The sequence below is a fragment of the Trabulsiella guamensis ATCC 49490 genome, assembly GCF_000734965.1.
GTDB classification, from domain to species: Bacteria; Pseudomonadota; Gammaproteobacteria; order Enterobacterales; family Enterobacteriaceae; genus Trabulsiella; species Trabulsiella guamensis.
Window position 1 is genome coordinate 44,000 of record NZ_JMTB01000081.1, and the last position, 14,839, is coordinate 58,838.

At 55.5% G+C, this 14,839-nt stretch carries 16 protein-coding genes; 3 read left to right on the plus strand and 13 right to left on the minus strand.

Going from position 1 to position 14,839, the window contains the following annotated elements; genetic code table 11:
- The first annotated feature begins 80 nt into the window (after window positions 1–80).
- Window positions 81–332, plus strand: coding sequence for a SymE family type I addiction module toxin (locus tag GTGU_RS12625; protein WP_038157570.1), 252 nt, complete (start codon window positions 81–83; stop codon window positions 330–332).
- Between the two features lie 127 nt (window positions 333–459).
- Window positions 460–3,021 (plus strand): DNA mismatch repair protein MutS, encoded by a 2,562-nt coding sequence (gene mutS, locus GTGU_RS12630; RefSeq protein WP_038157572.1) that lies wholly within the window; start codon window positions 460–462, stop codon window positions 3,019–3,021.
- A 65-nt stretch (window positions 3,022–3,086) separates the two neighbouring features.
- On the opposite strand, the gene rpoS is transcribed toward mutS, so the two are convergent.
- The 12 genes from rpoS to cysD all read right to left on the minus strand — a co-directional run bounded on the left by rpoS (window position 3,087) and on the right by cysD (window position 12,788).
- A complete protein-coding gene (gene rpoS, locus GTGU_RS12635) occupies window positions 3,087–4,079 on the minus strand; it encodes an RNA polymerase sigma factor RpoS (RefSeq protein WP_038157575.1) in 993 nt (330 codons plus the stop codon).
- A gap of 61 nt (window positions 4,080–4,140) precedes the next feature.
- Complete coding sequence (gene nlpD / locus GTGU_RS12640) at window positions 4,141–5,271, minus strand: murein hydrolase activator NlpD (protein ID WP_038157578.1); 1,131 nt, start codon at window positions 5,269–5,271, stop codon at window positions 4,141–4,143.
- A 125-nt stretch (window positions 5,272–5,396) separates the two neighbouring features.
- The gene (locus tag GTGU_RS12645) at window positions 5,397–6,023 is read right to left on the minus strand and encodes a protein-L-isoaspartate(D-aspartate) O-methyltransferase (RefSeq protein ID WP_038157581.1); all 627 of its coding nucleotides are present in this window, start codon (window positions 6,021–6,023) and stop codon (window positions 5,397–5,399) included.
- Window positions 6,017–6,778 (minus strand): 5'/3'-nucleotidase SurE, encoded by a 762-nt coding sequence (surE, locus tag GTGU_RS12650; RefSeq protein ID WP_038157583.1) that lies wholly within the window; start codon window positions 6,776–6,778, stop codon window positions 6,017–6,019. Before surE ends, GTGU_RS12645 begins: the two co-directional genes overlap by 7 nt.
- Window positions 6,759–7,808: a tRNA pseudouridine(13) synthase TruD gene (gene truD, locus GTGU_RS12655; protein ID WP_038157586.1), complete on the minus strand. Its 1,050-nt coding sequence runs from the start codon at window positions 7,806–7,808 to the stop codon at window positions 6,759–6,761. Before truD ends, surE begins: the two co-directional genes overlap by 20 nt.
- Entirely contained in the window at window positions 7,805–8,284 is a 480-nt protein-coding gene (gene ispF, locus GTGU_RS12660) for a 2-C-methyl-D-erythritol 2,4-cyclodiphosphate synthase (protein ID WP_038157588.1), read from the minus strand. The genes truD and ispF overlap by 4 nt, the downstream gene beginning before the upstream one ends.
- Complete coding sequence (gene ispD, locus GTGU_RS12665; protein WP_038157591.1) at window positions 8,284–8,991, minus strand: 2-C-methyl-D-erythritol 4-phosphate cytidylyltransferase; 708 nt, start codon at window positions 8,989–8,991, stop codon at window positions 8,284–8,286. The genes ispF and ispD overlap by 1 nt, the downstream gene beginning before the upstream one ends.
- 19 nt (window positions 8,992–9,010) lie before the next feature.
- A complete protein-coding gene (ftsB, locus tag GTGU_RS12670) occupies window positions 9,011–9,322 on the minus strand; it encodes a cell division protein FtsB (protein WP_038157594.1) in 312 nt (103 codons plus the stop codon).
- A gap of 140 nt (window positions 9,323–9,462) precedes the next feature.
- Window positions 9,463–9,786 (minus strand): DUF3561 family protein, encoded by a 324-nt coding sequence (locus GTGU_RS12675; protein WP_038157596.1) that lies wholly within the window; start codon window positions 9,784–9,786, stop codon window positions 9,463–9,465.
- 51 nt (window positions 9,787–9,837) lie between these two features.
- Complete coding sequence (gene cysC / locus GTGU_RS12680; RefSeq protein WP_038157598.1) at window positions 9,838–10,443, minus strand: adenylyl-sulfate kinase; 606 nt, start codon at window positions 10,441–10,443, stop codon at window positions 9,838–9,840.
- The gene (gene cysN, locus GTGU_RS12685) at window positions 10,443–11,870 is read right to left on the minus strand and encodes a sulfate adenylyltransferase subunit CysN (RefSeq protein WP_038157601.1); all 1,428 of its coding nucleotides are present in this window, start codon (window positions 11,868–11,870) and stop codon (window positions 10,443–10,445) included. Before cysN ends, cysC begins: the two co-directional genes overlap by 1 nt.
- Window positions 11,871–11,879: 9 nt before the next feature.
- Window positions 11,880–12,788 carry a sulfate adenylyltransferase subunit CysD gene (cysD, locus tag GTGU_RS12690; protein ID WP_038157604.1) on the minus strand — a complete coding sequence of 303 codons (909 nt, stop codon included), beginning with the start codon at window positions 12,786–12,788 and terminating at the stop codon, window positions 11,880–11,882.
- 245 nt (window positions 12,789–13,033) lie between these two features.
- Between cysD and GTGU_RS12695 the strand changes: the two genes are divergently transcribed.
- Window positions 13,034–14,068 (plus strand): aminopeptidase, encoded by a 1,035-nt coding sequence (locus tag GTGU_RS12695; RefSeq protein ID WP_038157607.1) that lies wholly within the window; start codon window positions 13,034–13,036, stop codon window positions 14,066–14,068.
- A 36-nt stretch (window positions 14,069–14,104) separates the two neighbouring features.
- Here GTGU_RS12695 and cysH read toward each other — a convergent pair whose 3' ends face one another.
- Window positions 14,105–14,839 (minus strand): phosphoadenosine phosphosulfate reductase, encoded by a 735-nt coding sequence (gene cysH, locus GTGU_RS12700; protein WP_038157610.1) that lies wholly within the window; start codon window positions 14,837–14,839, stop codon window positions 14,105–14,107.

The window sequence follows — 14,839 nt, forward strand, 5'->3', positions numbered from 1 at the left end:
TTATTCTCCTGAATTTATCCTTATTTTATTCGACGTTATATCATGCCCCGGCAATCATTCTGAAAATCGCCGGAGAGAATATGCATAATACAAACGTCACCACCTCTTCCCCTGTTTTGAATCCCCTCCGCCAGTTAACGGTCAGCTATGTTCGTAAGCGCCATATCGATCTCGACAGCGGGCGAGCCACCCGAGTGTCATGCAGCCCAAGCCTGGTGCTGAGCGGTAAATGGCTGGAAGCCGCCGGGTTTTCCACCGGCACCTCAGTCAGCGTTGCGGTAGAGACCGGCCTGCTGATCATCCGTTCGCTGCCACACGAAGAGAATCGTTAACCGATGTTGATGTGGGGAGACTTTTTAATGCGCCCCACCTTTTTTTCATGCGACAATACTTGTCATCACGTGCAGGTGAAATGAACAGATCTTTTTGATTTTCAATGAAAATGGACATCCGGATTCCATGACCACTATCGACAATTTCGACGCCCATACACCCATGATGCAGCAGTACCTGAAGATAAAGGCTCAGCATCCCGAGATCCTGCTGTTCTACCGCATGGGCGACTTTTACGAGTTGTTTTATGACGATGCGAAACGCGCCTCACAGTTACTCGATATTTCGCTGACGAAGCGTGGCGCATCGGGAGGCGAGCCGATACCGATGGCGGGCGTTCCGCACCATGCCGTGGAAAACTACCTGGTGAAGCTGGTGAATCTCGGCGAGTCGGTGGCGATTTGCGAACAAATTGGCGATCCCGCCACCAGCAAAGGCCCGGTTGAGCGTAAAGTCGTCCGCATCGTGACGCCTGGCACCATCAGCGACGAAGCGCTGTTGCAAGAGCGCCAGGACAACCTGCTGGCAGCGTTGTGGCAGGATAGCAAAGGCTATGGCTACGCCACACTCGACATCAGCTCCGGGCGTTTTCGTCTCAGCGAACCCGCCGATCGTGAAAGCATAGCCGCTGAGCTACAACGTACTAATCCCGCAGAATTACTCTATGCGGAAGACTTCGCCGAGATGGCGTTGATTGAAGGCCGCCGTGGCCTGCGTCGTCGCCCGCTGTGGGAGTTCGAAATCGACACTGCGCGTCAGCAACTGAACATGCAGTTTGGCACCCGTGATCTGGTCGGTTTTGGGGTCGAAAACGCGCCACGCGGTCTGTGTGCCGCGGGCTGCCTGCTGCAGTATGTGAAAGACACCCAACGCACCGCGTTGCCGCATATTCGTTCCATCACCATGGAACGCCAGCAGGACAGCATCATCATGGATGCCGCCACCCGCCGTAATCTCGAAATCACCCAGAATCTGGCAGGCGGTACAGAAAACACGCTGGCGTCAGTGCTGGATCGCACCGTAACGCCGATGGGCAGCCGCATGCTGAAACGCTGGCTACACATGCCCGTGCGCGATACCCAAATTCTGGAGGATCGTCAGCAAACCATCGCGGCGTTACAGGATCGCTACAGCGAGCTGCAACCGGTGTTGCGTCAGGTGGGCGATCTGGAACGTATTCTGGCGCGCCTCGCGCTGCGTACCGCTCGCCCGCGCGATCTCGCCCGCATGCGTTATGCCTTCCAACAGTTGCCGGAACTGCGTGCGCAACTGGCTGATGTCGACAGCGTACCGGTACAGCGCTTGCGCGAACAGATGGGTGAATTTACTGAACTGCGCGAACTGCTCGAACGTGCCGTGATTGAATCGCCGCCGGTGCTGGTGCGTGACGGCGGTGTGATCGCCCCGGGTTACAATGCCGAGCTGGACGAATGGCGCGCGCTGGCAGACGGCGCGACGGATTATCTCGACAGGCTGGAGATCCGCGAACGCGAGCGTCTCGGACTCGACACACTGAAGGTGGGTTATAACGCCGTTCACGGTTATTACATTCAGATCAGCCGCGGGCAAAGTCATCTCGCGCCGATCCACTACGTGCGGCGCCAGACGCTGAAAAACGCTGAACGCTACATCATTCCTGAGCTGAAAGAGTACGAAGACAAAGTCCTCACCTCGAAAGGCAAAGCACTGGCGCTGGAAAAACAGCTGTATGACGAGCTGTTCGACCTGCTGTTACCGCATCTGGCTGATCTGCAGTTGAGCGCTTCCGCGCTGGCGGAGCTGGACGTGCTGGTCAATCTGGCCGAGCGGGCTTATACGCTCAACTACAGTTGTCCGGTGTTCAGCAATAACCCCGGCATTCGCATCGAAGAAGGCCGCCATCCGGTGGTGGAACAGGTGCTGAATGAACCGTTTATCGCCAACCCACTGAATCTGTCACCGCAGCGCCGGATGCTAATCATCACCGGTCCGAACATGGGCGGTAAAAGTACTTATATGCGTCAGACCGCACTCATTGCGCTGCTGGCGTATATCGGCAGCTATGTTCCGGCGCAGAAAGTGGAGATCGGCCCCATTGACCGCATTTTTACCCGCGTGGGCGCGGCTGATGATCTGGCCAGCGGACGCTCCACCTTCATGGTGGAAATGACCGAAACCGCCAATATCCTCCACAACGCCACCGAGTACAGTCTGGTCCTGATGGATGAAATCGGCCGCGGTACGTCGACTTATGACGGTCTGTCTCTGGCCTGGGCCTGCGCGGAAAATCTGGCGAATCGCATCAAGGCGTTAACGCTGTTTGCGACGCACTATTTCGAACTGACGCAATTGCCGGAAAAAATGGAAGGTGTGGCGAACGTTCACCTTGATGCGCTGGAGCATGGTGACACCATCGCTTTTATGCATAGCGTGCAGGACGGCGCAGCCAGCAAAAGTTACGGTCTGGCGGTTGCCGCGCTGGCGGGCGTGCCGAAAGAGGTGATCAAGCGTGCGCGTCAGAAACTGCGCGAACTGGAAAGCATTACGCCAAACGCCGCCGCCACGCAGGTTGACGGAACGCAGATGTCGCTGCTTGCAGCACCGGAAGAGACGTCACCGGCGGTTGAAGCGCTGGAGAATCTTGATCCAGATTCACTGACGCCACGCCAGGCGCTGGAATGGATCTACCGGCTGAAAAATCTGCTGTAACCTACTCGTTACAGCAAAAGAAAAAGGCCAGTCATTACGACTGGCCTTTTTTGATGAAAACTCGCTTATTCGCGGAACAGCGCTTCGATGTTCAGCCCTTGCCCCTGCAGAATTTCACGCAGGCGACGCAGACCTTCGACCTGAATCTGGCGAACGCGTTCACGCGTCAGACCAATTTCACGGCCAACATCTTCAAGCGTTGCGGCTTCGTACCCCAGCAACCCAAAACGACGCGCCAGTACCTCACGCTGTTTGGCGTTCAGTTCGAACAGCCATTTGACGATGCTCTGTTTCATGTCATCGTCCTGCGTGGTGTCTTCCGGACCGTTCTCTTTTTCATCGGCCAGGATATCCAGCAGCGCTTTTTCGGAATCGCCACCCAGTGGGGTATCGACCGAGGTGATGCGCTCGTTGAGACGCAGCATACGACTGACATCATCAACCGGTTTATCAAGCTGCTCGGCAATCTCTTCCGCGCTCGGTTCGTGGTCCAGCTTATGGGACAACTCACGCGCGGTACGCAGATACACGTTCAGCTCTTTAACGATGTGAATCGGTAAACGAATTGTACGGGTTTGATTCATGATAGCCCGTTCAATCGTCTGGCGGATCCACCATGTCGCGTAGGTCGAGAAGCGGAATCCGCGCTCCGGATCAAACTTCTCCACGGCGCGAATCAGCCCCAGATTCCCCTCTTCAATCAGATCCAGCAACGCCAGACCACGATTGCTGTAACGACGGGCAATCTTAACCACCAGACGCAGGTTACTTTCTATCATCCGACGGCGGGAAGCGACATCTCCGCGCAGTGCACGACGTGCAAAATAGACTTCTTCTTCGGCTGTTAACAGAGGAGAGTATCCAATCTCTCCAAGGTAAAGCTGAGTCGCGTCCAGTACACGCTGTGTGGCACCCTGCGATAACAGCTCTTCCTCAGCCAGGTCGTTATCACTGGGTTCCTCTTCATTCAAGGTTTTCTCGTCGAAAACCTCCATTCCGTTCTCATCAAATTCCGCGTCTTCATTTAAATCATGAACTTTCAGCGTATTCTGACTCATAAGGTGGCTCCTACCCGTGATCCCCTGACGGAACATGCAAGTAAAGCCATATTCCGTCGAATTATCGCTGCGGCAAATACTGCAGCGGGTTTACGGATTTCCCCTTGTAACGAATTTCAAAATGCAAGCGTGTTGAACTGGTTCCGGTGCTACCCATGGTAGCGATTTTCTGCCCCGCCTTAACTTCTTGTTGTTCCCGGACCAGCATAGTGTCGTTATGGGCGTAGGCGCTCAGGTAATCATCGTTATGTTTGATGATGATAAGATTACCGTAACCGCGCAGTGCGTTACCGGCATAGACGACGCGCCCATCTGCGGTCGCGGCGATAGCCTGTCCCTTACTGCCTGCGATATCGATACCTTTATTCCCGTTATCAGAGAATTTCTCGATAATGTTGCCATCAGTCGGCCAGCGCCATGAAGAAATCGGCGAACTGGTAGACATACTGCTTGCAGTCGGTTCGGTTGTGCTTGCAACAGGTGCCGTAACAGGCGCTGTGACCGGAGTCGCAGGCTTATTGTTAGGCAACATTTTGTTAGCACTTTGTTCACCTGAATCTTCAGAATACGTAATTGTTGGTTTAGAAGCAACCACCGCGCCGGAATTTTGTGCAGGTTTTGAGGTAAGGCCCTGCGAACCGCTACTGGCCTGTACGCTTGCTTGCGCAACAGGATTGTTGCCTGTAATGGGCTGTCCAGCTGCGTTTCCGATCTGTAACGTCTGGCCTACATTCAAACCGTAAGGTGCAGAAATGTTGTTACGTTGTGCAAGATCGCGGAAATCGTTGCCGGTTATCCAGGCGATGTAAAACAGCGTGTCGCCACGCTTGACGGTATAGGTACTGCCGCCCGTGTAGCTGCCTTTAGGAATGTCGCCGTATTTACGGTTATAAACAATGTGCCCATCGGCGTTAGTTTGCACTGGCTGCGACATCGGTTGTGTCTGTACAGGTTGCGTTTGTACCGGCTGTACAGACTGAATTTGCGGTTGCGACGGCTGTGCCGTCGAGTTCCCCATCTTCGGCGGTGGGGTGATCAACATGCCGGAATCGGTGCCGGAAGAGGCGCTTCCGCCCACCGAGCTCACTGGGGCTGGTGCGTTATCAGAACTTGTACAACCTGCAAGCCAGACGGAGACCAGCGATAGCGCCGCAATACGGCTTAAGGTAAATTTTGGGCTTCCCGCGCTCATTTATCCCCCAGGAATGTGTTAACTGCCAGTGATTTCATTACCGCGCAACGCGCCGGCGCAAGCACTGGAAATGTGCCTACCCTACGCCCGAACACGCGCCGAATAAACCAGGAAAACTCCTGTTATTACGCCAGTTCCCCTTTGACCAATGGCACAAAGCGAACGGCCTCCACGGTATCGATAATAAATTCGCTTCCCCGCCGACGAACCCGTTTTAACCACTGGTGTTCATCGCCCACGGGCAAAACGAGAATGCCGCCTTCATCCAGTTGCGACATCAGCGCAGCCGGAATTTCCGGCGGTGCGGCTGTGACAATGATAGCGTCAAACGGCGCACGCGCCTGCCACCCCTGCCAGCCATCGCCGTGGCGGGTAGAAACGTTGTGTAAATCAAGTTGCTTGAGACGACGGCGCGCCTGCCACTGCAGACCTTTTATACGTTCCACCGAACAAACATGATGAACTAAATGTGCCAGAATTGCCGTCTGATATCCGGATCCGGTGCCGATCTCCAGCACCCGTGACGCCTCGGTGAGTTCAAGAAGCTCGGTCATTCGCGCAACCATATATGGCTGTGAAATGGTTTGCCCCTGACCTATTGGCAATGCGACGTTCTCCCACGCTTTGTGTTCAAACGCCTCATCAATGAATTTTTCACGCGGTACCTGAGCTATCGCTTCAAGCACGTGCTCATCATGAATACCCTGAGTACGTAGTTGATCAAGAAGGCTTTGTACGCGTTTGCTTACCATTGCGCATCGACTCCCACGCGTTCTAACCAGCCGGAAACTACCTCATGCGCGCTGTGTGCGGTTAAATCGACATGCAGCGGTGTGACCGACACATAGCCTTCATCCACCGCAGCAAAATCGGTGTCCGGCCCTGCATCGCATTTTTCACCCGGCGGGCCAATCCAGTAAAGCGTATTTCCGCGCGGATCCTGCTGCGGAATGACTTTGTCCGCGGGATGGCGACTGCCGCAGCGCGTCACGCGGATCCCCTTGATTTGATCCAGCGGGAGATCGGGAACGTTAATATTCAGAATACGCCCAGTGCGCAGCGGTTCGCGCGACAATGCGCGCAGAATCGAGCAGGTGACCGCGGCGGCGGTTTCGTAATGCTGATGACCGTCCAGCGAAACGGCAAGCGCCGGGTAACCGAGATGTCGCCCTTCCATTGCCGCCGCGACAGTGCCGGAATAAATGACATCGTCGCCGAGATTTGGCCCGGCGTTGATGCCCGAGACGACGACATCCGGTTGCGGGCGCATCAGCGCATTGACGCCAAGGTAGACGCAATCGGTCGGGGTGCCCATTTGCACGGCAATATCGCCGTTTTCAAACGTAAAGGTACGAAGTGAGGATTCCAGCGTCAGGGAATTTGACGCGCCGCTGCGGTTACGATCAGGCGCGACCACCTGCACCACGGCGAATTCCCGCAGGGCTTTCGCCAGCGTCTGAATGCCTGGGGCATGGATCCCGTCATCGTTACTCAGCAATATTCGCATAATCACCTGTTGTCTTGATCAGTTCCCTTACCACACTGGTGGCAAAACTGCCCGCAGGCAGCCAGAAACGTAGCTCAACGGTCACATCATCCCACCAGTTCCAGCGTAGCTGTTGCGGATAAAGCAGTATCGCACGGCGCGCTGCTTCGACCTTTTCCCGTACCAGCAACGCCTGTAGCAGCGTCTCCTGCGCCAGCGTATTTTCTTCAAAAGCCAGTGCGGCACGCTGGGTTCCCCAGTCACCGCTGCCGGGCAATGCTGCGGTGATCATCAGTTCCCGGTTATCGACTCGCGTTTGCAGTTCGTCGCGCTCGTCTTCCGTCGCCACAAACCAGCTGCCACGCCCCGCTAATTGTAGCGCATCGCCGTCAACAACTTGATTAAAGTCTGGTTTTTTTAATTTATCGCTGACAATCTGATTAAACAAGGCACTCCGCGCCGCAGAGAGCCAAAAACTGCGTTTGTTGCGATCGCGCACCGGCCCACCGTTTTCCGCCCAGCGCAGTGCGCCATGCAGATTGCTGCCGCCAATGCCAAAACGTTGTGCGCCAAAATAGTTCGGTACGCCACGCGCCGCAATGGCCTGCAATCGGGTTTCGACGTCATCGCGGTGCGATACTTCACGCAGAATAAGCGTGAAATAATTCCCTTTCAGCGCGCCCGGTCGCAGCTTGCGTTTATGGCGGGCGTACTCCAGCACCTGACAGCCTTCCAGCGTGAATTTGCTGAGATCCGGCATCTCTTTGCCGGGCACGCGGGCGCAGAGCCACTGTTCAGTGACTGCATGTTTGTCTTTTTGCCCGGCGAAGCTCACTTCGCGGGCGTGGATCTTGAGGAATTTCGCCAACGCATCGGCGACAAAGCGGGTGTTGCAACCGTTTTTGAGGATCCGCACGAGGATATGCTCGCCCTCGCCATCCGGCTCAAAACCCAAATCTTCCACTACCAGAAAATCTTCCGGGCTGGCTTTCAACAGGCCCTGCCCCTGCGGTTGACCATGCAGGTAAGTCAGGTCGTCAAATGCAATCATGCTTTGGCCTTATGCAGCAACGCCACCGCTTCACAGGCAATCCCTTCGCCACGGCCAGTGAAACCCAGTTTTTCTGTGGTGGTTGCCTTCACATTGACGTCATCCATATGGCAGCCGAGATCTTCGGCAATAAAGACCCGCATTTGTGGAATGTGCGGCAGCATTTTGGGTGCCTGCGCGATGATGGTGACATCGACGTTGCCGAGCGTATAGCCTTTGGCCTGAATGCGACGCCAGGCTTCACGCAGCAGTGCGCGGCTGTCGGCGCCTTTGAAGGCCGGGTCGGTGTCCGGGAAAAGCTTGCCGATATCGCCCAGCGCCGCCGCGCCCAACAGGGCATCGGTCAGAGCATGCAACGCGACATCGCCGTCAGAATGGGCCAGCAACCCCTTTTCGTAAGGGATACGTACGCCGCCAATGATAATGGGACCTTCGCCACCAAAGGCATGTACGTCAAAACCGTGTCCAATTCGCATTACGCCTTCTCCTGATAGTCAGATCGGGTGAGGTAAAATTCCGCCAGCGCCAGGTCTTCCGGACGCGTGACTTTAATATTATCCGCGCGCCCCGTCACCAGCTCAGGATGAAAACCACAATATTCCAGCGCGGACGCTTCATCGGTAATGGTTGCGCCGTCATTAAGCGCGCGGGTCAGGCAATCAATTAACAATTCGCGGGGGAAAAACTGCGGGGTCAGCGCGTGCCAGAGATCGTTTCTGTCGACGGTATGGGCAATGGCGGTGGCGCCAGGCTCGGCGCGTTTCATGGTGTCACGCACCGGCGCGGCAAGAATGCCGCCCACGCGACTGGTTTCGCTGAGCGCCAGCAAACGCGCGAGATCGTCCTGATGCAGGCAAGGGCGTGCGGCATCGTGCACCAGCACCCATTCCCCTGTGGCGGCGTTCAACCCGGCAAGGACGGAATCAGCGCGCTCTGCGCCGCCTTCGACAACGGTAATTAGAGGATGCGAGGCCAGCGGTAATGACTGAAAACGGTCATCGCCTGCGCTGACGGCTATGATTACACGCTGGACGCGGGCATTTGCCAGCAGCGCGTCCACCGCGTGTTCGAGAATCGTTTTGTTACCGATTGAGAGATATTGTTTTGGGCATTCCGTTTGCATGCGGCGGCCAAATCCGGCTGCCGGGACCACGGCGCAAACGCCCGGAGTAGTTGCTGCCATGTTTTAATCCTGGGAGTGTCTATCGATTATTCTGCCCTGAAGCCTGATTGCGTTTTGACGCATCCGGAACCAGACGATAGAACGTTTCGCCCGGGCGGGTCATGCTAAGTTCATTGCGTGCGCGTTCCTCGATCGCTTCCTGACCGCCATTGAGATCGTCAATTTCGGCGAAAAGTTGATCGTTTCGCGCTTTGAGTTTGGCGTTCGTCGCCTGCTGTGCGGCGACATCTTCACTGACCCGGCTGTAGTCATGAATACCATTCTTGCCGAACCACAGCGAATATTGTAGCCAGACCAGCAAAGCCAGCAATAGCAGCGTTAGTTTACCCATCCTGCCCCCTGAAAAACGGCATCATCATCCCATATCTTGACCGGGTACTCCACCCCGGCGCGGACGATGCCGCGTCATCGCGGGAAATGTACCACATTTTCCCCGCAAATACGTACGCCTCGTTGCCGCACAGCCGCGGATCACCCCATCAACCACAGGAAAAGCAGGCCGAAAAGCGCCATCACCGTAAGCACGGTAACAGGAAGACTATAGAGCAGTTTGCTGTCGAGCAGTGAGTGCAGCGCCACACCAATTAATACCGCGACAGGCATGAGCGCCAGAAAGAAGGGCCACGTGTAGAGCAGAAAAAACAGCGTATTGCTGCCGTAGATCAGAAACGGGATGCCCAGCGCCAGCAACCATGCAATGAAACCCACTGCCGCGCCCGGCAGCGTCCATGTGGTTTCCTCACTTTCAGCAAGCGATTTGGTGGAAGTGAGGCTTATGTTCTGGGTATCACGCATATCAAATCCTGTTACCTGACTGGCCGGAAGATGAATACATCCGGCGCTGTCTTAGGATCTGATGATATCGTCCCGCCTGAGGAGATCTAATAATTGGTTAACCAAATTTGTTACCAATTGTTCGCCCTTAAGGTGAATCTCAGGCGCTTCGGGGGATTCATAGGCTGAATCAATACCGGTGAAATTCCGCAGCTCGCCGGCACGTGCCTTTTTATACAATCCCTTAGGATCGCGAGCTTCGCAAATCGCCAGCGGCGTGTCGACATGGACTTCATAGAAACGCCCGTCGCCGATCAATTCGCGCGCCATCTGACGCTCCGCGCGGTGCGGAGAAATAAACGCCGTCAATACAATCAGCCCGGCATCAACCATCAGTTTCGCCACTTCACCGACGCGACGAATATTCTCTTTGCGATCGGCATCGCTGAAACCTAAATCGCGACATAGCCCGTGACGCACGTTGTCGCCATCCAGCAAGTAAGTGCTCACGCCAAGCTCGTGCAGCGCCTCTTCCAGGGCCCCGGCGATGGTGGATTTTCCGGAACCAGACAGCCCGGTAAACCACAGCACAACGCCACGGTGACCGTGACGTTGTTCGCGTTGCTCCCGGGTAACCGGATGGGGGTGCCAGACGACGTTTTCGTCATGCTGCGCCATTACCGGCCTCCCAGCAAATCACGCGCGCCCCAGTGCGGAAAATGTTTACGCACCAGCGCATTCAGCTCCAGCTCAAACGCGCTGAACTCAGATGTCTGTACCGTGGCTTCGGTCTGCGGTTCATGCACCAGCCCTGCGCCCACGGTGACGTTCGACAGTCTGTCGATGAATATCAGCCCGCCGGTGACCGGGTTATCCTGATATTTATCGAGCACCAGCGGCTCATCGAAAGTCAAATCCACCAGCCCGATGCCGTTCAGCGGCAGCGAGTCCACCTCACTGTGGGTCAGATTGTTGATATCGACCTGATACTGGATCGCATCAACACGCGCGCGGGTTTTCTTGCCAGCAATTTTAATGTCGTAGCTCTGGCCGGGTTGTAGCGCCTGTTCAGCCATCCATACCACATTGACGCTGGCGCTCTGCACGGCAGGCAGCGATGCGCTCGCCTCCACCAGCAAATCACCGCGACTGATGTCGATTTCATCTTTCAATACCAGGGTAATCGCTTCACCCGCCTGCGCCTGCGGCAGATCGCCGTCAAAGGTGACGATGCGCGCGACGGTCGATTCCACGCCAGATGGCAGGACTTTGACCCGCTGGCCGACGCTCACGCTACCGGATGCCAGCGTCCCGGCGTAGCCCCGAAAATCGAGGTTTGGCCGGTTCACATACTGCACCGGGAAGCGCATAGGCTGGCTGTCCACCGTACGCATGATCTCTACAGTTTCCAGCACTTCCAGCAGCGTCGGACCACTGTACCACGGCATATTTTCACTCTGGCCGGCGACGTTATCGCCCTCCAGCGCCGACAATGGCACAAAGCGGATGTCGAGGTTTCCCGGCAGTTGCTGAGCAAACGTCAGGTAGTCTTCGCGAATATCGTTGAAACGCGCTTCGCTGAAATCCACCAGATCCATTTTATTCACCGCCACCACCAGGTGCTTGATCCCCAGCAGCGTGGAGATAAAGCTGTGGCGACGGGTCTGATCGAGCACGCCTTTACGCGCGTCAATCAGCAGGATCGCCAGATCACAGGTAGACGCCCCGGTCGCCATGTTGCGGGTGTACTGCTCATGCCCGGGGGTATCGGCGATGATAAATTTGCGTTTTTCGGTCGAGAAATAGCGATACGCCACGTCGATGGTAATGCCCTGCTCGCGCTCTGCCTGCAGACCATCCACGAGCAGCGCCAGATCCAGCTTTTCGCCCTGGGTCCCGTGACGTTTGCTGTCATTGTGCAGCGAAGAGAGCTGATCTTCATAAATCTGACGGGTATCGTGCAGCAGGCGACCAATCAGCGTACTTTTACCGTCATCAACGCTGCCGCAGGTCAGAAAACGCAGCAGGCTTTTGTGTTGCTGGGCGTGCAGATACGCCTCAACGCCGCCTTCATCGGCGATTTGTTGTGCAATAGTGGTGTTCATGGCGGCTCCTTAGAAATAACCCTGACGTTTCTTCAGCTCCATCGAGCCTGCCTGATCGCGATCGATAACGCGCCCCTGCCGTTCACTGGTGGTGGAAACCAGCATCTCTTCGATGATCTCTGGCAATGTCTGCGCCTCAGATTCCACCGCGCCGGTCAGCGGCCAGCAGCCAAGCGTACGGAAACGGACCATCCGTTTTTTAATCACCTCGCCCGGCTGCAGATCAATACGGTCATCATCGATCATCATCAGCATGCCGTCACGCTCCAGCACCGGACGCTCCGCCGCAAGATACAGCGGAACAATGTCGATATTTTCCAGATAGATGTACTGCCAGATATCCAGCTCGGTCCAGTTGGAGAGCGGGAACACGCGTATGCTTTCGCCTTTGTTGATCTGGCCGTTGTAGTTGTGCCACAGCTCCGGGCGCTGGTTTTTCGGATCCCAGCGATGGAAACGGTCACGGAAGGAGTAGATGCGCTCTTTCGCCCGCGATTTCTCTTCATCGCGACGCGCGCCGCCGAACGCGGCGTCAAAACCGTATTTGTTCAGCGCCTGCTTCAGCCCTTCGGTTTTCATGATATCGGTGTGTTTGGCGCTGCCGTGGACAAACGGATTAATCCCCATCGCCACCCCTTCCGGGTTTTTATGCACCAGCAGCTCACAGCCGTACGCTTTCGCGGTCCGGTCACGGAACTCATACATTTCGCGGAATTTCCAGCCGGTATCGACATGCAGCAGCGGGAACGGCAGCGTCCCCGGGTAAAACGCCTTACGCGCCAGGTGCAGCATGACGCTGGAGTCTTTGCCGATGGAATAGAGCATCACCGGATTCGAAAATTCGGCGGCGACTTCACGGATAATATGGATGCTTTCCGCCTCCAGTTGCCGCAAATGAGTGAGTCGTTTTTGATCCATTACCGTTCCTTAAGCCTGTCTTTACGTACTTTGCGTATAGAGAGGGACTATAGGGTGCGGCTTAGATCAAATGAAATTACGAAATGGAATGACTAGTTCCTCAAAGGAATAACCCGCCAGGAATGCAAATATCAAAAAGTGCTTAACGCCAGCCTTTTCGGGGATTTAAGCGCAAATGAAATTGTGTAACCCGGTTCACAGTTTCATACTAGTGCGTCGTTTTTTTGTATGTGTAAGGACACGTTATGTTTTCCGCGTTGCGCCGCTCTCTGCTTCCACTGACGCTCGGTGCATGTTTTTCTTTTCCGGCGCTCGGCGCAACGTCACCTGTCGGTGATATCGCAAATACACAAGCACGCCATATCGCGACCTATTTTCCTGGTCGTATGACAGGAACGCCAGCCGAAATGCTGTCAGCGGATTATCTGCGCCAGCAGTTCGCACTGATGGGTTACCAGAGCGATATCCGCACCTTCAACAGCCGCTATATCTATACCGCGAAAGACAACCGCCGTAACTGGCATAACGTAACCGGTAGTACAGTAATTGCCGCGCATGAAGGCCAGTCCCGTCAGCAGATCATCGTCATGGCGCACCTTGATACCTATGCCCCGCGCAGCGATGCCGATAACGAAAACAATCTTGGCGGCCTGACGTTACAGGGCATCGATGACAACGCACTGGGGCTCGGCGTAATGCTGGAACTGGCGGAAAGGCTGAAAGATACCCCCACGCAATACGGCATTCGTTTTATCGCCACCAGCGGTGAAGAAGAAGGCAGACTCGGTGCCGAAAACCTGCTCAAACGCATGAGTACGGAAGAGCGAAAGAACACGCTGCTGGTGATTAATCTCGATAACCTCGTGGTGGGTGACAAACTCTATTTCAACAGCGGTAAACAGACGCCCGCTTCAGTACGCAAATTAACCCGTGATCGGGCGCTGGCTATCGCGCGTAACCACGGCATTAGCGCTGCCATGAATCCAGGGTTGAACCCGGCTTACCCAAAAGGGACCGGCTGCTGTAACGACGCGGAGATATTTGATAACGCGGGCATTCCGGTGCTTTCCATTGAGGCAACTAACTGGACGCTGGGGAAAAAAGACGGCTACCAGCAACGCGCGAAATCCCGCGCCTTTCCGAACGGTGTAAGCTGGCATGACGTACGTCTGGATAATCAACAGTATATCGATAAGGCACTGCCAGGGCGCATTGAGCGCCGCAGCCGCGACGTGATGCGGATTTTGCTGCCGCTGATGAAAGAGCTGGCGAAAGCCTGAGTGACCCCACTCCCGACCGGGAGTGGGACAACGATATTACCCTTCGTGCAATCCGCACTCGCGTTTCAGGCCAAAGAAACGCGTCTCTTCTTCCGCCATACCGGGTTCCCATTTGCGTGTGGTATGGGTATCGCCCACCGACAAATAGCCCTGATCCCATAGCGGATGATATTTCAGTCCATGTTTTTGCAGATACTGGTAAACCGTACGGTTATCCCAGTCGATAATGGGCAATACTTTGAACACGCCGCGCTGAATGGCGAGTACTGGCAATGTCGCCCGGCTGCCGGACTGTTCACGGCGCAGCCCGGCAAACCAGGTTTGCGCGTTCAGTTCACGTAGCGCCCGGTTCATCGGCTCGACCTTGTTGATGTCGTTGTACTTCTCAATTCCTTCAACGCCCTGCTCCCACAACTTGCCATAGCGCGCCTCCTGCCAGGCCGGACTGGTTTCAGCGCGGTAGACTTTCAGATTCAGATTAAGCTTCTCCGTAAGCTCATCAATGAACTGATAAGTTTCCGGGAACAGATAACCGGTATCAGTGAGGATCACCGGGATATCCGGGCGGATCTGATTCACCAGATGCAGACTCACCGCCGCCTGAATACCGAAGCTTGAAGAGAGCACATAGTCGCCAGGCAGGTTTTCCAGCGCCCAGGCGACGCGTTCTTCCGCGCTCAGCTTTTCCAGTTGCCCGTTGGTTTCCGCCAGTGCCAGCACACGTTCGACTTTTGGTAAGTCATTGAGCGCCTGTAAATCGAGAATCGCCAT

Coding starts and splice junctions, on each gene's coding strand:
- GTGU_RS12625 (WP_038157570.1), top strand. CDS start 81: ATGCATAATACAAACGTCACCACCTCTTCCCCTGTTTTGAATCCCCTC.
- mutS (WP_038157572.1), top strand. CDS start 460: ATGACCACTATCGACAATTTCGACGCCCATACACCCATGATGCAGCAG.
- rpoS (WP_038157575.1), bottom strand. CDS start 4,079: ATGAGTCAGAATACGCTGAAAGTTCATGATTTAAATGAAGACGCGGAA.
- nlpD (WP_038157578.1), bottom strand. CDS start 5,271: ATGAGCGCGGGAAGCCCAAAATTTACCTTAAGCCGTATTGCGGCGCTA.
- GTGU_RS12645 (WP_038157581.1), bottom strand. CDS start 6,023: ATGGTAAGCAAACGCGTACAAAGCCTTCTTGATCAACTACGTACTCAG.
- surE (WP_038157583.1), bottom strand. CDS start 6,778: ATGCGAATATTGCTGAGTAACGATGACGGGATCCATGCCCCAGGCATT.
- truD (WP_038157586.1), bottom strand. CDS start 7,808: ATGATTGCATTTGACGACCTGACTTACCTGCATGGTCAACCGCAGGGG.
- ispF (WP_038157588.1), bottom strand. CDS start 8,284: ATGCGAATTGGACACGGTTTTGACGTACATGCCTTTGGTGGCGAAGGT.
- ispD (WP_038157591.1), bottom strand. CDS start 8,991: ATGGCAGCAACTACTCCGGGCGTTTGCGCCGTGGTCCCGGCAGCCGGA.
- ftsB (WP_038157594.1), bottom strand. CDS start 9,322: ATGGGTAAACTAACGCTGCTATTGCTGGCTTTGCTGGTCTGGCTACAA.
- GTGU_RS12675 (WP_038157596.1), bottom strand. CDS start 9,786: ATGCGTGATACCCAGAACATAAGCCTCACTTCCACCAAATCGCTTGCT.
- cysC (WP_038157598.1), bottom strand. CDS start 10,443: ATGGCGCAGCATGACGAAAACGTCGTCTGGCACCCCCATCCGGTTACC.
- cysN (WP_038157601.1), bottom strand. CDS start 11,870: ATGAACACCACTATTGCACAACAAATCGCCGATGAAGGCGGCGTTGAG.
- cysD (WP_038157604.1), bottom strand. CDS start 12,788: ATGGATCAAAAACGACTCACTCATTTGCGGCAACTGGAGGCGGAAAGC.
- GTGU_RS12695 (WP_038157607.1), top strand. CDS start 13,034: ATGTTTTCCGCGTTGCGCCGCTCTCTGCTTCCACTGACGCTCGGTGCA.
- cysH (WP_038157610.1), bottom strand. CDS start 14,839: ATGGCGATTCTCGATTTACAGGCGCTCAATGACTTACCAAAAGTCGAA.